General features: G+C 44.0%; 21 protein-coding genes and 2 pseudogenes. 16 read left to right on the plus strand and 7 right to left on the minus strand.

The window, feature by feature from the left end:
- Positions 1-56 precede the first annotated feature (56 nt).
- Genes KG631_RS04160 through KG631_RS04170 form a run of 3 tightly spaced genes read left to right on the plus strand, consistent with a single transcriptional unit; the run spans position 57 to position 4,244 of the window.
- The gene (locus tag KG631_RS04160) at positions 57-1,643 is read left to right on the plus strand and encodes a tyrosine-type recombinase/integrase (protein WP_213995610.1); all 1,587 of its coding nucleotides are present in this window, start codon (positions 57-59) and stop codon (positions 1,641-1,643) included.
- Positions 1,636-3,825 (plus strand): hypothetical protein, encoded by a 2,190-nt coding sequence (locus tag KG631_RS04165; protein WP_213995611.1) that lies wholly within the window; start codon positions 1,636-1,638, stop codon positions 3,823-3,825. The genes KG631_RS04160 and KG631_RS04165 overlap by 8 nt, the downstream gene beginning before the upstream one ends.
- A gap of 2 nt (positions 3,826-3,827) precedes the next feature.
- Positions 3,828-4,244, plus strand: coding sequence for a hypothetical protein (locus KG631_RS04170; RefSeq protein WP_213995612.1), 417 nt, complete (start codon positions 3,828-3,830; stop codon positions 4,242-4,244).
- 465 nt (positions 4,245-4,709) lie between these two features.
- On the opposite strand, the gene KG631_RS04175 is transcribed toward KG631_RS04170, so the two are convergent.
- Positions 4,710-4,934: a helix-turn-helix domain-containing protein gene (locus KG631_RS04175; protein ID WP_213995613.1), complete on the minus strand. Its 225-nt coding sequence runs from the start codon at positions 4,932-4,934 to the stop codon at positions 4,710-4,712.
- A 78-nt stretch (positions 4,935-5,012) separates the two neighbouring features.
- Between KG631_RS04175 and KG631_RS04180 the strand changes: the two genes are divergently transcribed.
- Positions 5,013-6,038: a DUF3596 domain-containing protein gene (locus tag KG631_RS04180; RefSeq protein WP_213995614.1), complete on the plus strand. Its 1,026-nt coding sequence runs from the start codon at positions 5,013-5,015 to the stop codon at positions 6,036-6,038.
- A 1,086-nt stretch (positions 6,039-7,124) separates the two neighbouring features.
- On the opposite strand, the gene KG631_RS04185 is transcribed toward KG631_RS04180, so the two are convergent.
- Together KG631_RS04185 and KG631_RS04190 are read right to left on the minus strand one after the other, a co-directional pair.
- The gene (locus KG631_RS04185) at positions 7,125-8,534 is read right to left on the minus strand and encodes a heavy metal sensor histidine kinase (protein ID WP_213995615.1); all 1,410 of its coding nucleotides are present in this window, start codon (positions 8,532-8,534) and stop codon (positions 7,125-7,127) included.
- Positions 8,527-9,207 (minus strand): heavy metal response regulator transcription factor, encoded by a 681-nt coding sequence (locus KG631_RS04190; protein ID WP_213995616.1) that lies wholly within the window; start codon positions 9,205-9,207, stop codon positions 8,527-8,529. The genes KG631_RS04185 and KG631_RS04190 overlap by 8 nt, the downstream gene beginning before the upstream one ends.
- A gap of 727 nt (positions 9,208-9,934) precedes the next feature.
- On the opposite strand from KG631_RS04190, the gene KG631_RS04195 reads away from it, so the two are divergent.
- The 10 genes and pseudogenes from KG631_RS04195 to KG631_RS19175 form a co-directional block, all read left to right on the plus strand.
- The gene (locus KG631_RS04195; RefSeq protein ID WP_213995617.1) at positions 9,935-10,462 is read left to right on the plus strand and encodes a DUF411 domain-containing protein; all 528 of its coding nucleotides are present in this window, start codon (positions 9,935-9,937) and stop codon (positions 10,460-10,462) included.
- Entirely contained in the window at positions 10,462-11,820 is a 1,359-nt protein-coding gene (locus KG631_RS04200) for a TolC family protein (RefSeq protein WP_213995618.1), read from the plus strand. The genes KG631_RS04195 and KG631_RS04200 overlap by 1 nt, the downstream gene beginning before the upstream one ends.
- Positions 11,820-13,394: an efflux RND transporter periplasmic adaptor subunit gene (locus KG631_RS04205; protein WP_213995619.1), complete on the plus strand. Its 1,575-nt coding sequence runs from the start codon at positions 11,820-11,822 to the stop codon at positions 13,392-13,394. The genes KG631_RS04200 and KG631_RS04205 overlap by 1 nt, the downstream gene beginning before the upstream one ends.
- Positions 13,391-16,528 (plus strand): efflux RND transporter permease subunit, encoded by a 3,138-nt coding sequence (locus KG631_RS04210; RefSeq protein ID WP_213995620.1) that lies wholly within the window; start codon positions 13,391-13,393, stop codon positions 16,526-16,528. Before KG631_RS04205 ends, KG631_RS04210 begins: the two co-directional genes overlap by 4 nt.
- A 30-nt stretch (positions 16,529-16,558) precedes the next feature.
- Positions 16,559-17,035: a copper resistance CopC family protein gene (locus KG631_RS04215; protein ID WP_213995621.1), complete on the plus strand. Its 477-nt coding sequence runs from the start codon at positions 16,559-16,561 to the stop codon at positions 17,033-17,035.
- A gap of 12 nt (positions 17,036-17,047) precedes the next feature.
- A complete protein-coding gene (locus tag KG631_RS04220) occupies positions 17,048-17,977 on the plus strand; it encodes a CopD family protein (RefSeq protein WP_213995622.1) in 930 nt (309 codons plus the stop codon).
- Positions 17,978-18,246: 269 nt separating this feature from the next.
- Positions 18,247-18,675 carry a MerR family transcriptional regulator gene (locus KG631_RS04225; RefSeq protein ID WP_213995623.1) on the plus strand — a complete coding sequence of 143 codons (429 nt, stop codon included), beginning with the start codon at positions 18,247-18,249 and terminating at the stop codon, positions 18,673-18,675.
- Between the two features lie 28 nt (positions 18,676-18,703).
- Positions 18,704-21,067, plus strand: a complete 2,364-nt coding sequence (locus KG631_RS04230) for a heavy metal translocating P-type ATPase (RefSeq protein ID WP_213995624.1) — start codon at positions 18,704-18,706, stop codon at positions 21,065-21,067.
- 12 nt (positions 21,068-21,079) lie between these two features.
- Complete coding sequence (locus tag KG631_RS04235) at positions 21,080-21,433, plus strand: cupredoxin domain-containing protein (protein WP_213995625.1); 354 nt, start codon at positions 21,080-21,082, stop codon at positions 21,431-21,433.
- 66 nt (positions 21,434-21,499) lie between these two features.
- Positions 21,500-21,571: pseudogene (locus KG631_RS19175) on the plus strand (cation transporter); the annotation flags it as partial.
- 118 nt (positions 21,572-21,689) lie between these two features.
- On the opposite strand, the pseudogene KG631_RS04240 reads toward KG631_RS19175, so the two are convergent.
- The 4 genes and pseudogenes from KG631_RS04240 to cadR form a co-directional block, all read right to left on the minus strand.
- Positions 21,690-21,857 (minus strand): annotated as a pseudogene (locus KG631_RS04240) (efflux RND transporter permease subunit); the annotation flags it as partial.
- A gap of 48 nt (positions 21,858-21,905) precedes the next feature.
- Positions 21,906-22,232, minus strand: coding sequence for a YnfA family protein (locus KG631_RS04245; protein ID WP_213995626.1), 327 nt, complete (start codon positions 22,230-22,232; stop codon positions 21,906-21,908).
- 1 nt (position 22,233) lies between these two features.
- Positions 22,234-23,142, minus strand: a complete 909-nt coding sequence (locus KG631_RS04250) for a cation diffusion facilitator family transporter (RefSeq protein ID WP_213995627.1) — start codon at positions 23,140-23,142, stop codon at positions 22,234-22,236.
- Positions 23,143-23,173: 31 nt separating this feature from the next.
- Positions 23,174-23,587, minus strand: a complete 414-nt coding sequence (gene cadR, locus KG631_RS04255) for a Cd(II)/Pb(II)-responsive transcriptional regulator (protein ID WP_213995628.1) — start codon at positions 23,585-23,587, stop codon at positions 23,174-23,176.
- 73 nt (positions 23,588-23,660) lie between these two features.
- Here cadR and KG631_RS04260 point away from each other — a divergent pair, with 73 nt between their 5' ends.
- Both KG631_RS04260 and KG631_RS04265 read left to right on the plus strand, forming a co-directional pair.
- Positions 23,661-24,566 carry a cation diffusion facilitator family transporter gene (locus KG631_RS04260; RefSeq protein ID WP_213995629.1) on the plus strand — a complete coding sequence of 302 codons (906 nt, stop codon included), beginning with the start codon at positions 23,661-23,663 and terminating at the stop codon, positions 24,564-24,566.
- Positions 24,567-24,627: 61 nt separating this feature from the next.
- Positions 24,628-24,993, plus strand: coding sequence for a cobalt transporter (locus tag KG631_RS04265; protein ID WP_213995630.1), 366 nt, complete (start codon positions 24,628-24,630; stop codon positions 24,991-24,993).
- Positions 24,994-25,000 lie beyond the last annotated feature (7 nt).

Here is a 25,000-nt window from a genome sequence, read left to right on the forward strand (position 1 = left end):
CCCGCAAGCCTTATGCAATAGGGAGGGGTATTTCATGGCCAAAGAGGTAAGAGCCCATGACACAACCACGCCGCTCGCGTTTAAAATTCAACGCCGTTATCCCACCTTTAGAAAGACCTTTGTTCAACAAAACGTCAATCAAAAGTCGTTCACGTCAGATTGATACATTAGGTGACGTTTGGCAGATAGGGGAAAGCGACGCTGTAACTCTCAATTGGTCGTTTCTCTCAAGATTACCAGAAGAGCTTACCAGCCAAGTTAAATATACATTCGAGTATTTCCTCTCTGGCCTCGCGCCAGATACGGTGAGCGGTTATTTTGACGTGCTCAAAAAATTCTTTAACTCAGTAGATGAGTGGGAATCAGACGAGAGCGTAGGTGATCAACTGAGTGAATACCTCTTTGATTACATCGCAACTCAGCGGACTCAAAACGACGAGACAAGTCTGAGCTCCTTGCGCCACTGGTATACGCAATCACACCAATTAGCGTTATCGCTCTTTCAGCGTAAGACGTGCCAGGTTCTGTCAAAGTTGAAATTCAAAGGCAACATGAAAGGACAGGATGTACTCGCCTACATTGAAGGTCGCTCCCCTTTTCGGTCTGATGAACTCAGTAAGCTTAGAAAAGCGCTGACAGAGTGCTGTAGTCACATTACACCTTACGATCCGCTTTTTCCTAAACTGGTGGCAACCTGGATTTTTGTTGTCCTTGGTGTCAGGCCAAGGCAATTGATGTTGCTCATGACCTGTGATTTCGCTGTTAACATCGACAAATCCAATGGGCACAAAACTTATATGCTCAATGTTCCCTCGGTGAAAAAACGCTATACCTTACCCAGGCAGCGTTTTAAGCAAAGAGTGCTTCCGGCATTTCTCGGAGAGCTGATTGAGAAACAGATCTCCGCTCAGTACAGAGATCTGTTTTCTGATCGCAGCATCCTGACCCAGGATGATCAGCCTATTTTTCGCGGTACAAACGCCTCTGAACGAAAGGCCAAAAAGGTAACGTTTGAGCGTTTTGCTGCCTCACCGGGGAAGGACTATTTCGCCAAATTGCCCTCTGAGGTTATGGCGTTTATTGATGAAAAACGTGTTAAAGACGGGTTACCTGCGTTAGGTCTTAAGTTGACGCCGAGGCGACTTCGTAAAACCTTTGCCACTCACGCCGCGGCAATGGGAACGCCTTCCTATGCGCTGATGGAATTGCTGGACCACGATGATTTGCAGCATGTGATGGTTTACTACCAGTTGGGTGTGAGCTTTGCATTAAAGATCGATGCGGTTTACCAAAAACACTTCACGGATCACCTGGCTTACTTTGATGGGAAAATCACTCTGAAAGAGCTGGTTGAACGCAATAACGTGCGTACCGTGTTTGGCCCAGATTCACTGCGAAAGTTGGTTGGGATCGGCTTGTGTGCAAAGGGGGCTCCCTGCCGACTTCAGCCACCCTATTCTTGTTACGGTTGCAATAAGTTCGAAGCATCGAACGATGTCTCGGTCCACCAGGAGGTGCTTGTTGCGATGCAAAACGAGATCAGGGAGAAGTTTGGTGACGATGCCCCACCCGGGTTCTACACCGTCACACACGTTAAAGCTTGTAGTGAATTAGTCGAGCGTCTGGAGGTGGGTCATGAGTAAGTCGAACGCATTGCAGTTACAGGTGCTATTACCAAATCAAGACGCACAGGAACACGACAATCCGCTTGGCAAGATTGTCCAACTGTGGACGCCGACGACCAATTGCGAGCAGAACTTTGCCCTCCTGGTCAAGGTGAGCCAGAAGTTGTGCAAATTGATTTTCCGGGACAAGGTTGACTGGCAAAGTCATATTTGGGATCTCAGGGGGTTTGAGTCAACCGTCAGCCTAAGAAGCACAACGCAGAAAAGTAATGTGTTGTTTACGCAACGCTCTGGGCTTAAGAAACGTCATAAACAAAAAAAAGGAGATGAAACGCCTTTTACTGAGCCGTTTTCGTCATTTGCAAAGGCTCTAATCGTAACGGCGCACGCGAACAAGCCAATCAGCCACAACGCGCATATGGTCGCAATGCGTGCCTTGCGCTACTTGTACGAAGTGGCAGAGTTGAATGGATGTCGACACGTCATTGATTTAACGCCAGGACTATTCGACGAAGCGTTGAAACTTGCCATGGCCCAAGGCGAAGAAGCGACCACGCTCTATACCACGGGAGAGAAGTTAAGTTACATTTCCGACAGAATGCAGCAGCTTGGTTTGTCGGTGATGCCAATCAACTGGGAAAACCCGATCCCCAGGGATTTTAAGCACGGCGGGCGACTTCAATCCGGCAATGCCCCAGAGCATGTTAAACATCGTGCCGAGAAATTACCAAAGTCGGCTGTGTTGGTTTTTATTTCTGCGCTTTGGTTTCACTACGATGAGCTTGAAGAGCGTGATAAAGCGCTTACTTGTATGGCTGTTATTTTGATGGCTTGTGGTTTTCGGATGGACGAATTTGTCAGTTTAGACTTGAACTGCGTTCCGTCACGTGAGGAGTTTATGGCGTACGAGCCGGAACTTGATCCTCAATCTGGTCGTTTCTGCCGGATATTGAAAATCAGAGTGCTGGCCAGAAAACGCTATGTATGGGATAGCAAAATCGTTCCCCCAAGCATGACTGATCTTATCTTCACCGCGATCGATCGCCTTAAGATGTTATCTGAAGAGCATCGAACCGTGTGCCGCACTTTATTGGAACAAGGCAAATGGACAAAGTTCATGCAGTTTGATGATGAACAGCTGCTTACCTCACGTCAAATCATGGACGTTTTTGGAGCCTCGTCGATCAGCAACACCATCACGACATTAAAGCGCTATGGTGTTATGCCTGCCCCCGGCTCAAAACGCAAGAGCACGTTCTTCAGGGTCGCAGATATCCACAAAGGATTTAGTGATGCCTACAAAGAACGCATTCACGCCATTCTTGACGGGGTCGGCATGGGCAGAATTAAAGTGCCGGTGTGGGATCTCATCACTTTGCGTTTTAAGGATCAGTATACCCCCAAAGAAATGCTCAATGTTTTTGCTGAGCCTTTAACCGGCACGCAAATCCAGGACTTCTTTAAGGGGCGGGATTACGTGTCCAGGGTGTCAAAAGACGAAGCACGCATGAAGAACGTATTCGAACGCTATTCGTTTCCTGAGCTTGAGGGGTTTGAAGACGCGCCAGAGGTGCGAACACATCAATTCAGACATCTGCTAAATACCATTATGCAGGAGTCGGACATGTTCTCTCAGGAGGATATTGCCAAAAACTTCCTGCGTGCGGGGACGCGTGACAACAAGGCTTACAATCATCGGCTTCAGCCTGAAGCCGCCAGAAATGTGATGCACAATGTGCAAAAAGCCATATTCCAACCCAGGGCAGATGTGTCAGTTGAACAAGCGGCTACCCTAGCAAGGCAATTCCCGTTGCTTACACCAGATGAGCTAACACAAGATCTGGAAAGCTTAGGAAGCTCGCATCTGATGGATATTGGCCGCTGCCGGCATGACTATGTACAGGGGCCCTGCGGACTGCATTATGCTTGCTTACACAACTGCAAGCATTACCGCAGAACGAAAGGTGATCCCAGCGAAATTGCCCGGCTTACTGAGCGCAAAAAAATTGCGCAGGTGCAAATGGAAAGAGCACTTGAAGATGCTGAGGATGGTTTTACCGGCGCCAACGAGTGGTATCGCCATCATAAAGAGCTAGTGGATGGTTGCAACACAGCATTGGCCATCGAGAAAGACTCCAGCTATGCCCCGGGGGATATTGTTCAAATTTTCCCCAACGGCCGTGACTCATGTGAGGTGTAGTGATGCTCAACAGGTATATCACTAAATCACACGAGCAGCAGATCATCGCCTTACTGGACGAGTGGGCGACAGGACTACTTGGACCAGGATTAACCTGGGATTATCTCGTAAAGGCATTTGGGTTTTCCCGTCAGGCGCTCAGTGCAAATTCGGCAATTAAGGATAAGTTTGATGAGGCTAAGAAAGCGCTTAGGGAACGTAAACGCACGTTGTCGAAAAAAATATCCGACAAGGAAGAGGTTGAGGTACTCCGAGAGGAAAATGCTGCGTTGAAAAAACGTGTTGAGGAATACGAAAAGCGGTTTACACGCTGGATGCATAACTGCCACTTAAAAGGTATCAACCCGTTAGAGTTGGATAATCCAATGGGAATTAGCTTTAAAACAGCGATGCGAGGTAGGGACAGAAACCCCCAGTAATGGAAGATACCATAAAATATTTGTATATTTAACTTGACTTATGTCGATTATAATCTACATTTAGGGTGAGCAACTGAAAATGGCTAAGTAAGTGCTGAAGTAGGGATATCCATATTCGCCAGGGATGGTCAGGGTTTCATACAGGAGAATTCTATGATAACCATCTCGGCGAATACGTTTTTGCAGTCAATGCACGAGCATAAATCACAACAGAGGCGTTTACGCAGCTTGCGAGACTACTTGCTTACCTCACTTCAGATCAATCCTCGCAGCCAGAACCTTGTTGTTGCCATGGGAAATGGCAATGAGAGGAGTAATGCGGATGCACTTCTGAGCTGGCTTTCGGGGACGTCACATCAGGATTCATTTCTGGCAGATTTGCCAGCGGGAGAAGTTAAGAGTCTATTGCTACGCCATTTGCAGCGGACATTGGATTGTTGGCCGGACTAAATCTGTCTTGATTAACTACTTATCAGGAATGTGTTCGATGATCTGTTCAACGGGAACCTGGAAAAATTTGCAGAGGCGATCAATGGTATCAAGTGTGACATTGCAGCCCGGGGCGTTAATCATTTTAGATAGGGTCGCACGATGTATCCCAGTTGCATCGGAAATATCGTTAATCGTAACGCGTCTCCCATCATCAAAAGATTTCTTCTCGATTAGTGTCATCAAATGGTACCTAAACATTTGCCCTCCCCGGTTGCCTAGTTTTAATCATAACTGGTTTTTCACAAAAAGAGCACGCGTTCTTTGTGGAGGTGTGAAATGAGAGCGATTGTAAGTGATACAGAAGGCAATCTGGTACTACGCCTAAAAATCCTGGGGCATCACTTTTCTGAGCAAACGATGTTTACAGACATCTCAAAGAACCGGGCGTTTTTGCATGCGACGCTTAAAAAAATAAATGACGAAATAAAAACAGGTGTTTTTGACTACGCCCTGCATTTTCCGCACAGCAAAAATACACTTGTTATCAACGCATTAAAATCAAAATTTTTATCACCAGGTTGGCGGGGGCTGCCAACGTTTAAACATTTTCTCTTAAATGAATATCACGGTAAGCAAGACGAAGTAGGACAGATCCTAATGATCTGCATTATGGGTAGTTTAGGTGACCAACGTGTTGACGAAATCCTGGGTTACAACATCCTCAAACTGAAAGATATGCTCAAGACTATAAAAGGAATTACAAAACCAAATTACGTCGCAGCGATGGAGTTTGTTTTCAAGATCTTAGATCAAGCTGCGCTAGTCTATGTATTTCCCAGACCATTCAAACTAGTGCTTAAAGACGATGGTGGGCAATATGCTAGACCATTATGTCACAGAGACATATTGAAAATAGTCGATAACGTACCATCAAAATACCGCGAGGTTTTCCTGTTGCAATATTATACGGGTCTCTCTTCAAGAGAGCTGGTAGAGCTTGAATGGAAACAATACAGCGTTAAGGATACAACGTTTTTTTTGCCTGGGCGGGACGTGTATATCGATCCTTATGCAAGACGTCTTCTCTTTCAACTGCGTAAAAAATCGGGTAACAGCCGCTATGTATTGGGCGCACCTTTTGGCAAAAAGTTGAAAATAAACCATTGCTGGCTCAGTAAAGAATGCTGGCCAAAAGCTTGCCAGGAGATCGGAAGAGAAGCGCTACCTATTCATGTGCTGAAGCGGGCTTCAGTCTTTTATCTCTATGAAGCCGGACTAAGTGTCGACCAAATTTGCCAACAAACACAGATCCAGTTTCGGCCTGTTATCCATCAAATTTTATCGCAACATGTGCTCAATTAGATATGTCAAAACGAATAATCAATAGACGGTATGCCGGTATTTTACTAGAGTATTTTCTGGTTAAAGATCCGGAGCTACCTTTCCAATACGCCTATGGAATTCGATATTCCGAGCAATATGGAATTCATTATATTCGAACGACTCCGGTGACCAGAATAAACCATAAAAAAAACAAGTTATTCACCCTGACGTGTATATATACAGTACAGCATTACAATCCGGATACAGGCTTTAACGAAATGATAGAAGCCTTATTTTCTTACGTTGATATGCCGATATGGGATGATGAATTGATTATTGCCACCATGAATCTGACGTCACATTAAAAAGAGACATGGCTGCTCATGCCATAATTTGCGATGGTGTTCGTCAGGCCAGTGAGGATGGCGCGCACTTTATCAGAACAACGCCGATAGAAAAGGTCGATTAAAGTACAAAACGTATATACGAGGTTAAATAGGCAGACTTTAGACAATGTTTTGCGTATATAACATCCATCAGCTTATTGTGAATGAAGCATACAAAGCACAGATCCTACTGGTGTTTGAAAACCGTGTTTTGCCCTTCAATGACGATGAGCTCATATACACTATCGTAAGTCTATACTTGCACTAGCTCATCAATGTGTGGACCCTTAATTCTCCCTAGAATGTGTATTTTGCTACCGGTTCTCTTCCCACACCATATAGCGCATTGCCCGACAATAATTAATACCATGGGCCCTACTAAGTTTATATGTTTATGCCATCTGGATTTCTCTATATCGGAGGGAGAAGGAAATTTCTCAGGATGAACGTACAACACCGCATCTGCAGAGCGCTTCTTCCAATCATTGACGGTTAAAGTGATCCACAACGAGCCAATAACAATGCGCAAACCGTATTTTGAATACATTTAGTAGATTACAACAAGACGAGGAAACATAGTGCTCTTGGCTATTAGCCCTTAGAATTTTGAAATGAAGAACAGTGCTTGGTAAAGTGTCCACTTTTCTGGTACGGATTAGCGACTTTAAAGTAAATATTTCGATAATAGAAAGCTAATCTTCTTGTTGTCCAACATAAGCCACTTTTTACCCAACAAACTTCATTTTGTATTTTTCATGAATTTTATAGTAAAGCAGGTATGTTTTGCTGAAGACTCAGCATGGATATCACCCCCATTAATCTTCATTATAGACTTAGCAATCGTTAAGCCAAGTCCAGCGCCTTGTCCGTCTCGTTGACGCGAGAAATCGGTTCTATAAAAACGGTCAAACAAACGACCCAAATGCTCTTTAGGGATCATGTCACCATGGTTGACTATTGTAATAGAGATAGTGTCAAGAGAATCCTTTATTTCAATTACGATTTCATCATCGTTAGGGGAGTAACGAATCGCGTTAGAAATTAAATTGCTTAGTGCTTGGCGCAACATTGTTTTATCACACACGATTTCTAATGGCGGTCCGCTCAGGGTAAGGCGTATATTTTTCTCATCAGCGAGCACCTCAAAATACTCGATTAAATCCTTTACTACTTGATTGATCGCTACCGTATCTCTTTTAGGCTCAATTAATCCATGCTCGGTTTGCGCAAGCAAGAGCATGTCACTTATCATTTTGCTCATGCGTTCATATTCTTCGAGATGCGAATACAGTATATCTGTGTAATCGTCATTGGTTCTTTTTCGGCTCAACATCACTTGCGTTTGTGTTGTTAGATTGGTGATTGGTGTTCGTAATTCATGTGCGATATCAGCGGAGAAAAAAGACAATCGTTCAAACCCATCTTCTAATTTTTGAATCATGGTGTTAAATGAGTCGACTAAAACGGTGAGTTCAGTTGGCACGCCATGTGTGCTTAATCTGGCATCTAAGTGGTCAGCCGATATTGTTTCAATTTTTCTACTCAATTTTCTAAGCGGCGAGTGGCCTCTATGAATAGCGAACCTTGCAGCCAGTATTGTCACAATAGCTGCGAACAGCGTGATTATCCAAAGCGTTGTCTTAAAGTCTTCCATGTAAGACATGTGGAATTCCATATTTGAAGCAACAATTACGCTATAAGTTTTTACTGTGCCGCTTAGACTAGTATTGGTTGTCAGTTTGGTTGCGCGAAACAAATGTTGTGTGTCTTCAAATAAAATTAAATTATCAGGTGCGACCACTTTGAACGATGGTGAACTCATAGGGAAAAAACTAAAATCGGCGCCCTTACTTGAGAAAAGCGTTTCTCCCTTTGCGTTCTCAACATGATAGTAAACACCATGATGACCAGACACTGCTTCAAATAGTGTGTCAGACGGAGGTGTATTGTTCAAAGCGGCCTCTTTGAGCTTGGCATCAACCGCTAGGTAAACTTCGTTAAGCTCAGAGGCATCTTGCTCAGTAAAATGCTGCTCTATTGAATGAATAACAATTGCATGCATCACGGAAAAGCATAATAAAACCGTTATTCCAACTAGACTGGTTGTGCGAAAAGCCAGGGAGTTAGGTATTCTAAACCACTTACTCATTATTAACTGCTGATAATTTATAACCCATCCCCCGAATAGTTTGGATTAATTTTGGTGAAAAATCATCGTCAATTTTCACTCTGAGTCGTCTAATCGCGACGTCAATAACGTTGGTATCGCTGTCAAAATTAATATCCCAGACTTGTGAGGCAATAAGTGAACGGGGCAGCACTTCTCCTTGTCGCCTAACCATTAGTTCAAGTAACGTAAATTCTTTGGTCGTGAGATTTATAGTTTTACCTGCACGAGTGGCGATGCGAGAGGGAATGTCTAGCGTTAAATCGGCTATTGCAAGGGTGTTGGTAGGCGCGGTAATGCCACGTCTTAGCAGTGAGCGTACCCGAGCAAGCAATTCAGCAAATGCGAAAGGTTTTACGAGGTAGTCGTCGGCTCCTAATTCAAGACCTTTAACTCTGTCTTTTACGCTGTCTCTGGCCGTTAGAAATAAAACGGGAGTGGGGTTGTTTGACTCTCGCAGCGAACTCATTATTTTCCAACCGTCAATATCAGGGAGCATCACATCTAAAATGACGAGTTCGAAGTTACCTGTCATGGCTTTATGGTGTCCGTCCAAGCCGTTTCTCACCAACTCAATAACGAAGCCCGCTTCTGACAGACCTTGTTTGATGTAATCGCCCGTTTTGATTTCATCTTCAACTACCAATATTTTCATTTAAGCTCCAGTTTAAGAGACCAGACTACAGCATCTTATTTTTGTGTACGTCATGGTTTTACTGAGTCTCAGTTATTGCTATACCGCCTAGGGCCACTATAAGGTAAAAATGCATTAAAAGTTGCCTCAATGACAGAAATGTAATCTGCACGTAATCGCCCTGTCAGGTTGCATCGGTATTATAACTCTACACTAAGTTCTATAGATGCTGGTTTTGCTTTTACTGGTACGATTTTAAACTTTTATATCTTTGGATAAGCATAAATTGTTAAAACGATTCCTACATACTATCTTCATTATTACGATGCTTGTATCCCAAGGTGCAGAGGCTTTTGCTCCTGCTAACAGGCAATGCTCGCAAGACAATATGATGATGTCCAATATTATCGAGATAGATACTTACAGTCTTCGCTATAGCAATAGCGTAACGGATAGTAGCGACATGAATTGTTGTGCAAAGGACTGCTGTTGCCCTGCCAGTTTATTAACTATTTCTGCTCTTGTTGAAAATGATTTAGCACCGTATCCAATTTTTACCGCAACAAAAGCAACTTCTTTCGTCCCAGCATTTACAAGTGTTTTTCTCTCGCGATTTCAGCGCCCTCCAAAGTACCTCATTGTTTAGCCATTCTCGGTTTTTGCTAATCGCAATAGGCAAACAAGCTTCGGCATAGTTTTGGGTATGTTCGATTAATCATACTACACACATTTTTAAGAGGGCTTATATATGAAATTTTCTATCTGGTTGCTTGTTAAAGGAACCCTAATTGCACTGCTCTTTATAATGACTGCATGCTCAGATGCATCTGATCCTCATACACCCAAAATAGTCAAAGACGATTCAACGCCACCGCCCAGGATTGCGCTGACGGTGTTTAAAAGTAGAACATGCGGCTGCTGCCAAAAATGGATAACTCATGCAGAAGATAACGGATTTGATATTACTGCTAACGATGTCACATTTCTTTCTGATCTAAAGGAAGACAAAGGTATTGCTCCGAATTACCGCTCTTGCCACACCGCAGAGTCAAAAGAGGGTTACGTATTTGAAGGGCATGTACCTGCAAAATTCATCAAGCAATATCTAGCTAAAGTTCCAACGAACAGCATTGGCTTGTCAGTGCCTGCAATGCCTATTGGTTCGCCTGGAATGGAAATGGCAGAGCGTTTTATGCCTTACCAAATACTCCTTTTGCATGCCAACGGCAGTTCAACAGTATATGCGGAAGTGGCGACTTATGAGGAGCAATTTTAATGAAACGCTTCATGTCTTTCATTTCAATAACAACGTTCATATTGTTTACTGCTTACGCAGTTGCCGCTGACTCACGTGTTTTAACCCTAGACGAAGCAATTGTAGCTGCAATAAAGCAAGATCCTTGGTTAAAGGGGAGCAAATATAGCGAAGACGCAATAATAGCAAACAGTGTGGCGGCATCCACGTTACCCGATCCGGTTGTGTCAATTAGCCTAGCGAACCTGCCGACCGACGGGTTTGCGTTTGATCAAGAGCCAATGACCCAGCTAAAAGCGGGCGTGACGCAAACGTTTCCGCGAGGAGATAGTTTAGATATCCGTCATAAGCAATTGCAAGAGGTCGCCAAACAACACCCGATAATGCGTCAAGATAGAATAGCCAAAATAACACTGGCAGTATCACTAAAGTGGCTAGAGATATTTCGCGCGCAACAAACTATTTCGCTAATTGAGCATGACCGAGCCTTGTTTGAACAGTTAGGCGAAGTTGCACGAGCCAGTTATTCGTCTGCTATCGGTAAAGTACGACAGCAAGATATTGTAAGAGCGCAGCTAGAATTAACTAGGCTCGAAGATAGGCTTACCAAATTACACTCCCAAAAAGAACAAGCAACCGCGCAACTTTTAGAATGGTTGTCTGATGAGGCTGCTTGGCCTAAAAACTCGGCGCATTTCCAGCAAAATATTACCTTACCTGAACGTCTACCAACCATCCGGCCTTTATATCTAGATGCCCAAGGCGACTTAGAAAGCGGCAACATGCAAACATTGGCGTACTTGCTGAATAATCATCCTTATGTCTTGGTATTTGAGCAGAAGATTGAGGCAAGTAAAACCGGTATTGATTTAGCGAAGCAGCAATACAAACCGCAATGGGGCGTTAATGCAAGCTATGCATACCGTGCCGATGATCAAATCGGGCGAAGTAGAGCTGATTTCATCTCTGTGGGTATATCTTTTGATCTCCCTCTGTTTACCGGCAATAAGCAAGACCAAGAGGTGTCGGCGGCCATCAGTCAAGCTGAGGCCATAAAGACCGAAAAAAGTCTTGCACTACGATCGCTGTTATCGCAACTACAATCAGCCTATGCCGCGCACCAAAGACTGCTGCAACGAGAAGCCTTATATAAGAGCGATATATTGTTGCAAATGAACGACCTAGCAGAAGCTTCATTAACTGCATATACCAATGATGACGGTGATTTTGCCGAAGTCGTTAGAGCGAGAATAGCCGATCTTAGCGCCAGAATAGATGCACTCAATATAGATGTTGACTTACTCAAGTCCCAATCACAATTGAACTACTTTTTTAGTGATGATCCGACAATCGTCAATACTCATTTCGGAGACAACTAGTGAAAAATGCTAGCACCCTTGTTATAGGTCTAATTGCAGGTGCAGTGATTACTGCGCTTGGATATACCTTCATCATGCCGCCAAGTAATAACGATGCTTCTGAGAATACCGCAGACGCTGACCAACCCTTATATTGGGTGGCGCCAATGGATCCTAACTATAGGAGAGATGAACCGGGAAAGTCCCCCATGGGTATGGATCTTGTTCCTGTTTATAATGAAGGCGGCAGCAATTCGGATAGTCCTGGGACGATAAAAATACACCCTAATGTGGAAAATAACCTAGGTGTAAGAACCGCTAAAGTTGAGAAAAAAGTCCTACATGTGCCCATCAGAACAGTTGGCTATGTAAGGTATAACGAAGACACCCTTGTTCAGATTCATCCGCGCGTTGAAGGGTGGATTGACAATCTCTATGTTAAAGCCGCCGGTGACTATGTAAAAAAAGGCGATCCATTATATGCTCTCTATTCCCCTGAATTAGTGAACGCCCAAGAAGAGTATTTACTTGCTCGCAGTCGTAAAAACGCCAACCTTATTGAAGCGTCTACATCTCGTTTAACAGCGCTACAAATGCCGGCCTCAGCCATTAAGAAGCTGGATCAAACGGGTAAGGTGCAACACACTATTATCTTCACAGCGCCACAGACCGGCTTTGTTGATAATCTCAATGTAAGGCAAGGCTTTTACGTAAAACCCGGCGTGACTATTTTATCGATTGGTGCCTTAGATGAAGTATGGGTCGATGCTGAAATATTTGAACGCCAGTCCAATCAGATTGAAGTGGGTTTAGCCGTCACAATGACGTTAGAGTATTTGCCAGGTAAAGAGTGGCAAGGAAAAGTGGATTACGTTTACCCAACGCTTGACGAAAAAACAAGAACATTAAAGGCGCGGCTACGGTTTGAAAATTCAGACTACTTTTTAAAACCAAACATGTTTGCTCAGGTGACGATTCATTCTGATCTAGACGATGAAAACCTGCTCGTTCCAACTGAAGCGGTTATAAGAACCGGCACACAAGATAGAGTAGTGTTGGCATTAGGCGAGGGTCGCTTTAAATCTATTAAAGTTGAAGTGGGTAATATTGCCAATGAATACACTGAGATTTTAGCAGGTCTGAATAATGATGATCGCATTGTTACCTCCGCGCAGTTCTTGTTGGACTCTGAAAGTAGTATTTCATCAGATTTTAAACGAATGGAAGAGCCTGAAGAAGCGCCAACCACGGTGTGGACAACCGCAACGGTCAATAGCGTGATGGTAGATCACCGTATGGTTAATCTCGACCACGCGGAGATTGAAGATTGGGGCTGGCCCAGCATGACTATGGATTTCAATGTAGCAGACGACATTAATATTGCGCAGTTAACCGCAGGTATGTCACTGCATCTTCAAATCAGGAAGTTGGAAGCGGGAGACTATTTAATTACTACCATTCATGTTGTTGATGAAGACGGCAATATGATGCTCATGGACGGCTTGCATGACGTGCACGATATGAACAAGCCTTCTGAGACGGATAAGACAAAAACGGAAGTTGATCATTCGGGTCATGGAGAACAACACCAATGATTACAGCTATTATCAAATGGTCTATCAATAACCGTTTTTTTGTTTTGCTTGTCGCACTACTAATTGTTGGCGGTGGATTAATAGCGGTAAAACACACACCTGTTGACGCCTTGCCAGACTTGTCAGATGTACAAGTTATTATAAAAACGAGTTACCCTGGGCAAGCTCCTCAAGTGGTCGAAGATCAAGTTACGTATCCTTTAACAACGGCAATGTTATCGGTACCTGGCGCCAAAACGGTACGTGGTTTTTCGTTTTTTGGTGACTCCTTTGTTTACATTATATTTGACGATGATACCGATTTATATTGGGCACGAAGCCGCGTATTAGAGTACTTATCTCAGGTCGCACCGAACTTGCCTGAAAATGCAAAGCCACAACTAGGTCCTGATGCCACGGGTGTGGGCTGGGTTTATCTTTACGCATTGGTCGATAAGACTGGCCAGCACGATATTAGTCAGTTGCGTAGCTTACAAGATTGGTTTTTAAAGTTTGAGCTGCAGACCGTATCGGGTGTTTCAGAAGTGTCAGCCATTGGCGGCATGGTTAAGCAATATCAGGTCAGAGTTGACCCCGACAAGCTCAGAGCATACGGCATTCCATTGTCACATGTTCAAACGGCAATTAAGCGGGGGAACCAAGAGATTGGCGCATCGGTTATTGAAATGGCTGAAGCTGAATACATGGTTAGAGCAACAGGCTATATAGAAAATAAGCGAGATATTGAGCTAATTCCCTTAGGCGTCAATGACAAGGGAACACCATTGCTGATTAAAGACATCGCCGATGTGCAATTAGGGCCGCAGATGAGGCGCGGAATTGCTGAGTTAAATGGCAAGGGAGAAACCGTTGGTGGTATTGTGGTTATGCGCTTTGGTGAAAATGCACAAACAACCATCGATGGCGTAAAAGCCAAGCTAGAAGAACTTAAAAAAGGCCTTCCCGATGGTGTAGAGATAGTGACGGTGTATGACCGATCAGCCTTAATAGAGCGAGCAGTAGAAAACTTAGCATATAAGCTGCTTCAAGAATTTGCTGTGGTGGCGCTGGTGTGTATCGCTTTTCTGTTTCACATTCGCTCATCACTGGTCGTTATCATTAGTCTTCCCGTGGGTATTTTAGCGGCTTTTATCGTGATGTATTTTCAGGGAATAAATGCCAATATTATGTCGCTAGGCGGTATCGCCATTGCAATAGGGGCAATGGTAGATGGCGCAATTGTGATGATTGAAAACATGCACAAGCACATGGAAAAAACACCGCTTACCAATGAGAATCGATGGCGCGTGGTGACAGCAGCGGCGACAGAAGTTGGCCCTGCGATCTTCTTTAGCCTACTAATAATCACTGTTAGCTTTCTGCCCGTATTCACCTTAGAAGCTCAAGAGGGGAGGATGTTCTCACCTTTGGCATATACTAAAACATACGCCATGGCCGCGGCTGCAATATTGGCGATTACGCTAGCGCCAGTGCTTATGGGTTATTTCATTCGTGGCAAGGTTTTAGCTGAAAACAAAAACCCGGTTAATAAAATCCTATCATTTTTATATATTCCAACCTTAAGAAAAGTACTACAGTTTCCAAGGATAACCTTGCTAGCAGCCCTTATGGTCTTGGTAGTTGGCTTTTGGCCAGTTAATAAAATAGGCAGTGAATTTATCCCGCCCTTAAATGAAGGCGATTTGATGTATATGCCCACAACGTATGCTGGCATATCCATTGGTAAGGCTAGAGAGTTACTGCAACAAACCAACAAGCTGATTAAAACAGTCCCTGAGGTTGAAACTGTGTTTGGAAAAGTGGGTAGGGCAGACTCAGCCACAGATCCCGCTCCGCTAACCATGATAGAAACGTTTATCCAACTTAAACCTCAATCCCAGTGGCGAGAAGGCTTAAGCAGCGATGATCTTATTAAAGAATTTGATTCGCTAATCGACATCCCGGGCTTAACAAATGCGTGGGTGATGCCAATAAAAACCCGAATTGATATGCTTGCAACGGGAATAAAAACGCCAGTGGGCATAAAAATTGGCGGGCCTGACCTCAAAGAAATTCAAGGCATTGGGCAACAAATAGAAACTATATTAGCGACAGTTGAAGGCACTGCATCTGTTTACTCAGAGCGTGTTGCTGGCGGAAGGTATGTAAAAGTTGATATTCAGCGTGAAAAAGCGGCTCGCTATGGCTTAAACATCGCTGATATTCAGTCAGTTGTGGCGAGTGCGATTGGTGGCATGAATGTCACGCAAAGCGTGGAAGGTTTAGAGAGATACCCTGTTAATGTTCGCTACCCGCAGTCGTATCGCTCGTCTCCTGAGGCTTTATCTCTATTACCGATTATTACGCCACAAGGTAAGCGTATTGCATTGGCTGATGTTGCCAATGTGTATATTGAAGACGGTCCTCCTGGCATTAAAAGCGAGAATGCAAGACTAAACGGCTGGGTATTTGTTGATATTGATGGAGTCGATATTGGTAGCTACGTTGTCGCCGCACAAAAAGCAGTAAATGAACAAATTGCCTTGCCAGCGGGCTACTCTATCAAGTGGTCAGGACAGTATGAATACATGTTGAGGGCGAAAGCGAAGCTTGCCTATGTGGTGCCATTAACATTGGCAATCATCATTGTACTGCTGTACTTGAACTTTCGAAATGCTATTGAGGTGGCGATCATCCTTGGAACCGTTCCATTGGCAATGGTTGGTAGCATTTGGTTGATGTATCTACAGGGCTTTAATTTCTCAGTTGCGGTGGGCGTTGGATTTATTGCGCTAGTTGGTGTAGCCGTTGAAATAGGAGTAATAATGCTTGTATATCTGAACCAAGAGTACAAAGAGATGCTGGAGAAATGCCGCAATAACAATACTCGTCCATCTTTAGATAACCTTACCAATGTGGTGTTAAATGCTGCGGCTTTGAGAGTCCGTCCCGTTATGATGACTGCGCTAACGATTATTATAGGCCTTCTTCCAATATTATATGGATCAGGAACAGGCTCAGAAGTCATGAGTAGAATTGCAGCACCCATGGTGGGAGGAATGGTAAGTGCAGTGTTACTAACGCTCTTAGTATTACCCGCTATTTATTTACTTTGGAAAAAAAGTCAGATACAGCAACTAGACGATAATTTTTAACCCTAGAACTTCACATAAGAGAGATAAAAAATGAAAAAGTATATCGCAATAGTATTCGCAGCAATAACCAGTATGTCGGTATTCGCGCACACAGGATTGACATCGTCTATGCCTGCTGACAATGCCATGCTGATGAAAAGTCCTGAAATGATTAAAGTGACGTTTGGTAATCCTGTTCGTTTGGTGAGCTTATCTATCGCTAATATTGAAGGTGAGCCTATCGAAACAGCGTTTAAACCAACCATAGAGGCAAGTGACACCTTTTCCTACAATTTGCCTATGTTAATGCCAAGCACTTACAAAGTATCTTGGACAATCATGGGTGATGATGGGCATAAAATGAAGGGGAACTTTTCGTTTATGGTCCATGCAATGGACAAAATGCAAGACATGAAAGACATGAAAGACATGAAAGACATGAAAGACATGAAAGACATGAAAGACATGAAAGACATGAAAGACATGAATGACAAAAAGATGGACCACTCTGGACAGAACAACCATTAACAGGTAACCACCATGACACCAGAAATTTGGACAGCATTACTCATTTTGAATAAATTTCTGGTGTACTTAGGTATAGCGGCCGCCATTGGTGGCTTTTCAGCTATGCTTTTATTTACGCATCACGATGCATTGTCAACTCGCTACTGTGTTGTTAGACAATGGCAAACAACCATTAGCCAGTATGGTGTTTTATTTATTACTGTTGGATTCATCGCTAACCTTTTTGACTTTTTCATGCAAGTGGGAAACATGTCCGAAACTGGTTTGAAGGGAATGATTGAACCCATTATGCTTAATATGCTTTGGGTTAGCTCAGTTGGCACATTAACCCTTGTTAGAGCACTAGCGTTTGCCATAGCGACTGCTATGATGGTTTATGTATTAAGGTTAACTAATCCTCTCAATAGTAAGACTAAGTTAGTTTTCTTTGGGCTATCTGCTCTTATAGTAATATTGCTACTCAGCGCTTCATTTACCCTCTCTGGACATACCAACGCGCTTGGGTTTGGAAGTATCTCACTTATTACCGTGCATGTGGCGCTAGCTTTTGCGTGGCTTGGTTCTCTTTTGCCATTGATAAATGCATGTTCCTCCTTTAACAGAAATGAACTTTATGTATTGATGGACCGGTTTGGTCGTTTTGCGTCATGGGGAGTGACTATATTGCTGATTGTCGGCTCAGCAATGTTTGTGCAGCTATTGCCAAGCATAGACGCGCTTTTTTCTAGCCCCTATGGTCAACTTTTTATGCTCAAAATTTCCGGCGTGTTAGTACTGCTTGTCTTTGCGTTTGCGCATAAGTTTTTTCTCGTCCCCCACATACTACAAAAAGATAAAGGACACATAAAGCTGAGACATTCTATATTTGCTGAAGCGTGTGTAGGTCTGCTCGTATTAATTACTACTAGCATTGTGACAACCGCAGTTGGGCCACCGATGTAATGGGGTGCAACTTTTAAACATATTAATTTTTTTACCTGATACGAGCATATTTAAACCGCAGGCTACTGCGCGTATCTCGTTTTATATCAAATGCATACTATTAATACTTGCGACGCTATCGACAAAAATAAATCAAGGTATTGACCTGTGTGCAGCTCACAGGTTTAGAGTGGGTTTGAAACCTAGGATTGAGTCATTGGCTAAGACCACAGTTTGGTTTGGAAAGACCTAATTTATATCGTGAGAAGCATCACCTGGAGATCTATTAAATGCGCGTTAGACAACTAGCAGAAAAACTAGGGGTAAGTGCAGATACAGTGCGGTATTACACTCGGATCGGGCTGCTTGCGCCTACTAAGTCTACTGCAAATGGATACAAGTTTTACAATATTAGAGAACAGAGCTGTCTTCGCTTTATTTTAAGTGCCAGGGATTTAGGGTTTTCAGTGGAGGATATTACCCAGATTATCGCCAAAGCTGACGATGGTCAGTCGGCATGTCCCACGGTGCGACGCTTAATCGATAAGCGACTGCATGAAACTCAACAACGCTACCTAGATATGCTTAGGCTACGCAAAAGAATGCTTGCCGCTGTTGATAGTTGGGACAGTAAGGAAGACAAAGCCCCCACTGGGAATCAAATTTGCTACTTAATTGAAGAATTTATCGAAGTTGAAGTTGGCAGTGAAACCAAATGAAATTATCAATTGATGGAGGGGAATGCTCATGAAAAACGCCACTGATGTTAATCAAGCAAATAAACCTAAGTCCTGTTGCTGTTCAGCAAAAAAGCAGGAAAAAGCCGTTCAGCAAGCTGATAGCCGTGAAAATAAGCAGGAGCAGGTTACTACCGATAAACTGGCAGAAGTTACCCTGATTATTGAAGGCGCTGGGTGCGCAAGCTGTGTTGGAAAAATAGAAAGTGCCTTAAAGTCTGTTGATGGCGTAGTTTCCGCTGAAATGAATTTTGCTCAGCGCACAGTATCGGTTTCCGGAAACGCTAGTGAGAAGAGCCTTATTAAAGCCGTTGAACACGCAGGCTACAACGCTAAATTCTCCAATAGCGAAAGTGAAGAAGACGCATTAGAAGAAAAAGAACGAGCGGATTGGCAATACTATAAAACGCTAATGCGCAAAATGACGATTGCCTTGGCGCTGGGTATTCCATTAATGGTGTACAGCTTATTCGTGGGTGAGATGACCGTCAATACGTTCGCAGAGCAGATGGTTTGGTTAGCAGTTGGTGTCTTTACACTAGGGGTGATGGTCGTTGCCGGTAAACATTTCTACATCGGTGCATGGAATTCATTTAAAAATCATTCTGCCAATATGGATACACTCATTGCATTGGGGACAGGCACTGCATGGCTCTATTCCATGGTGGTTGTTTTTGCTCCCGAGGCGGTTCCGTTGATGGCTCGGCACGTATATTTCGAGGCAACGGCAATGATCATCGGGCTGATTAATCTGGGTCTGGCGTTAGAAATCAAAGCAAGAGGAAAAACCTCAGAAGCGATTAAACGGCTTATTGGGCTTCAAGCTAAAACAGCCAGAGTAATACGAGACGACAAAGACCTAGATATTCCAATTGAAGACGTATTGCAAAACGATCTGATCCGAGTACGTCCAGGTGAAAAAATCTCTGTTGATGGCGATGTCGTCGAAGGTTACACATCAATTGATGAGTCGATGTTAACGGGAGAGCCGATGCCGGTCGAGAAATCGTTAGGCGATAAGGTCGTTGCAGGTACCATCAATAAATCTGGTTCGATTGTATTTAAAGCGACACGTGTGGGTAAAGATACTGCGCTTGCACAAATTATCAATATGGTGAAAAGAGCACAAAACTCTAAACCACCAATAGGACGTTTAGCGGATGTAATTTCAGCCTACTTCGTACCAGTGATTATGATTATTGCGGTACTGAGTGCGTTAGCTTGGCTAAACTTTGGCCCCTCTCCAGCGGTAGCATTTGCGATTGTGTCGGCGACGACAGTGTTGATTATTGCTTGCCCATGCGCATTAGGATTGGCTACGCCGATGTCGGTGATGGTCGGCGTAGGCAAAGCAGCTGAGGCGGGCGTTTTAATCCGTAACGGTGAGGCATTACAGACAGCATCCAAGATCACTACCATGGTTCTCGACAAGACAGGCACGATAACGGAGGGGGCACCTAAAGTAACGGATATTATCGTTGCCGGTTCGCAAACTGAAGATGACATTTTGCTGTTAGTCGCCAGTCTGGAGGCAGGATCGGAACATCCTTTGGCCATGGCCATCGTTGAATCTGCGGCAGATAAGGGTATTTCCCCTAAAAAAGTCACTGACTTTGTCTCATTATCGGGCATGGGTGTACAAGCAACGTTGCAGAACAAAAGGCTGCTGTTTGGTAATGAAAGATTAATGAAACAGCAGGGCATTGCTATAGACAAGTTCTTAAACAAAGCCCAACAACTCGCAGCTGAGGCTAAAACGCCTATGTACTTTGCCATTGATGCAGAGCTAGCGGCTGTTATTGCCGTGGCAGACCCGATTAAATCGGACTCGATTGAAGCCATTAAGCGTCTTCAGAATAACGGGATCCGCGTGGTTATGTTAACCGGTGACAACCGAATGACCGCCAAAGCGGTTGCTAGCAAGGTGGGGATCACCGATTTCGTGGCTGAAGTGATGCCAGAAGATAAAGCCAAAAAAGTCGCTGAATACCAAGCCAATGGAGAAATAGTTGGCATGACCGGTGACGGCATAAATGATGCCCCCGCACTGGCTCATGCCAATGTAGGTTTTGCCATTGGAACAGGTACCGATGTGGCCATTGAGAGTGCAGATATCACGCTTATGCGCGGCTCTTTGCATGGTTTAGCTGATGCAATCGCAATCAGTAAAGCCACCCTTACCAATATAAAGCAAAACCTATTTGGCGCGTTTATTTACAACGTTGCAGGTGTTCCTTTTGCAGCAGGCGTTCTATATCCCTTTTTTGGTCTATTACTGAGTCCAGTTATTGCAGGTGCCGCAATGGCGTTTTCTTCGCTTACTGTGGTGACCAATGCCAATCGGTTGCGTTTTTTTAAAGCCAAAAAACATTAGGAGTTTGAAATTATGATGTGGATTAACGTAGCAGGATTCGGATTGATACTGCTTATTGTCTGGTGGTTTTGGATGTACAAATCGCCCAACGTGGCTATGCAAGATGGGGCGATTGAAATAGTCGTTAAAGATGGAGTATATCAACCATCAACTATCAAAATAGCGGCTAATAAAGACACTGTGATCACTTTTACACGATTAGATGCGTCATCTTGTTCTGAGACATTACTCATCCCTGATTTGGATATTAATGCCACTTTACCGTTAAACAAAAAAGTGAGTGTCAGCATACCTGCCTCATTACCTGGACGCTATGCGTTTCACTGTCAAATGAAAATGTATTTAGGCGAGTTGATCGTCGAATAATGCAGGCGCAAAGCGCACTTAACTGGCGATGTTATACCTGATGCGAACATAAAACAGGAGAAAAACATGAGCGATTTAGATCACAGGGTAGGGGTGGCAGAGGCAAATTTGGTACTTCGTCATCTAAAACTTAGCAACACCGATGAAGCAAAGGTTAGACATAATGCGTAGTGACACATCCTAAAATCTATTCAAATCCTTTCGCTAAAAAATTTGAGGCGCCATTTTAGCGCCCCAAATGAATACCAACGGGACGTTAACCTAGCAACGAATGTCGGCACCATAAATAATACACTACAGGCAACACCAATAAAGTTAGCACCACTGCGCTTATGATGCCACCCACCATGGGTGCTGCAATTCTACTTACAACTTCCGCATCAGTGCCGTCACTGATCATAATTGGCAATAGTCCAGCGATAGTCGAGACGGTTGTCTAACTTTCAAACGGATACTCGGTATAAAACTTGCTTCACCTCGGGGCAAACATTATCACTGCCATGCCTGCAAGCATTAGCCCCACGCCAGCCAGATCCCAGCGGTGTGGTTGAATGCCATCTACTCCCCATAACCACACTAATGCTACTGTCACATATACTCCGCCGTAAGCTGCATAAACACGCCCAGCAGCCGTTGGATGAAGCGTTAACAACCAGGCAAATAATGCCAGACTGATTGCAGCAGGTAACAGCACCCAGGCTGAAGCTCCTTTTTTCAGCCACAGGTAAGGCAAATAGCAGCCGACAATTTCTGCTATTGCAGTAATGATAAATAAACCTAACGTTGTAATGACGGTCACTTCACTGCACCTTATGCGGATCATCATCCCGACAATTTTCTTGTGTTAGCTCCAGCTCTATCGTGGTATGTGCTAGATCAAACTGATCCAATGCGTTGGCAATGCGCTGTTTGATATCAGCATAACTAGTTGCAGTAAATTCTATACTTGCATCGGTTACCACATGTGCGGTGAGTACATGATGTTCACCATCAAGCGACCAGAGATGCAGGTGATGAATGCTGTCTAACTCATCAATTTTCAGCAAAGTATCTTGGATTTCATTTTGCAATTTGCTATCTGGCGCTGCTTGCAGAAATAAGCGCGCAGTTGTGCTGAGGTTGCGTAAAACATTAACCAAAATAAATAAGGTGAAACCAATAGAAAGCAAAGGGTCTAAAATAGGCCAGTCCACAAATTGCAGAACTATGGCCACAATGAGTACCGCCACCCAACCCAGCACATCTTCCAATAGATGCCAGTTCAGTACTTTCTCATTCAGTGTATTTCCTTTGCTTAGCCGATAAGCGGCATACCCATTAACAGTTACACCAAGAAGTGCCAGTGCAATCATGCCTTCGGTCATTGGCATAACCGGATCGGACAGACGTGGAATGGCTTCCGTTAATATCCATACCGATCCGCCAATAAGAACCAGGCTGTTAACTAACGCACCCAACAATGAGAGCCGGCGATAACCATAAGTAAATTTATGATTTGCAGACTTACGGCCAAGTCGGTTCAATAACCAAGAACTACCAATTGATAAGCAGTCACCTAAATCATGTACCGCATCTGCCATAATTGCCGTGCTGTTGGTTAACCAACCTCCGACAAACTCAATTACGGTAAATACCAGATTAAGAAAAAACGCCATAGCGATGCGACTGTCACTTTCATCTTTTTGCTGGGAGTGATTGTGCTGATGCATGAGTATCCTCTACATTTAGTCCAAAAATAGCTCAGTTGTTTTGACTAACGGCTTTGTTCAATTGTTTTAAAATACCACAGTGCTCAACCGTGCGCTTTGAGGTACAGCTACGACGCAGAGCTTTTAATTGTTTATTAAGCAGTGTTAATTCCGCTATCCGGCGTTCTACCTGCTCGATATGCTGCTCAATCATCTGATTGACATCATCACACTGCGACATTGGCGAGTCATTCAAACTCAGTAACTGACGAATTTCTCCCAAACTTAGATCTAAACTCCGGCAGTGTTTAATAAATAGCAGTCGCTCGATGTCGGCCTGATCATAGAGACGAAAATTGCCATCACTACGTATTTTCGCCGAAAGAAGCTGCTCCTTTTCATAGTGACGGATACTTTGCACAGAACAGTCGGAGATTTTTGCCAGCTCACCAATTTTTATTATCATGCTGCGGCCTATTGACTCTATAGTTACTATAGACTTTAAACTAGGTTCCATAACAACCCAAGGTTTATCGGTAATGAATTCAGAAGACAGCAACAATACTAAGGGTAGTGTCACGAGCAACATTGTAACTAACAGCGCCGACGCACCGGGTTTTCATGAGAAATATAGCAACGTCAGTGAGTTCCGGGTGCCTAAAATGGATTGCATGTCTGAGGAACGCTTAGTACGTATGGCGCTGGAAACAGTTTCGTCTGATGTTCTGTTACAGTTTGATATCCCGCAAAGGCAGGTTCGCGTTTTTCACGCTGATAATGCGAATGAAATTGAAGCAAAAATGAATAGCTTAGGGCTGGGTGCGTCCCTTACAAAAACCGGGGCGGTACAAAAAGAGGAAGTAATCCAGGTCAGCCAATCGACGGCGTCAGGTTCGCAACGGGAGGGTTTTATTCTGAAGTGGTTGCTGGCCATTAATGCTGTGATGTTTGCGGTAGAGTTTGTGACTGGCTGGTTGGCGCAATCGACCGGTTTAATAGCCGACTCTCTGGATATGTTTGCCGACGCAGCCGTATACGGAGTTGCGCTATACGCTGTCGGGCGAAGTAGCAAAACTAAATTAAATGCCGCAAAACTTGCTGGCTGGCTTCAATTGGCTTTAGCGTTGGGAGCGATTAGCGAGGTCATACGGCGGTATCTTTTGGGCAGCGAGCCAGCATCAACTTTGATGATCACTATGGGAGCGATTGCTTTGATTGCTAATGTGACATGCCTGCTACTAATTCATAAACAAAAAGAAAGCGGTGCGCACATGAAAGCCAGTTGGATTTTTTCTGTCAACGATGTTATCGCCAATGTTGGCGTTATTTTGGCTGGCATACTGGTTATTTGGACAGGATCACCTTACCCAGACTTGGTAGTGGGTTTCATCATCGGATTAGTTGTACTCAATGGTGCGCGTAGGATCTTGCAAATTAAAGCGTAAAAGAGTTACTTGTTGTTGTATTGCAATAGCGCTACCATGGCGCTAACTTACTGAGGGATTTATGTCAGGTCGTACATCAGGCTTATTATTACTATTGCTGATTATGCTGAATCATGCCGTGATGGCCTGTGATGCATTAGTTATGCATTTGCCTGATCATGCCCATGCCTACACCGACCTGCAACATGAACACTGCCACTCAGATACCCTTTTCGACGTAAGCAGTGAGCAAATCACTGCACATAACGTTGAACATAACTCTGAGCATGAAGCCGACGAACACAGTAATCATGCTCATGTCTCCTGCTATATCGCTTTTTTTCAGGGCATGGAACTACTTAACTTCCGTGACAGCGTTATAGCCGCTACCCAACCAGGGTTAAACCTCATTAGCTATCGCCCACCGGTTCCTCCACCAAATATCTGATCCTGCT

Source organism: Arsukibacterium sp., from assembly GCF_018402695.1.
Classification (GTDB): domain Bacteria; phylum Pseudomonadota; class Gammaproteobacteria; order Enterobacterales; family Alteromonadaceae; genus Alishewanella.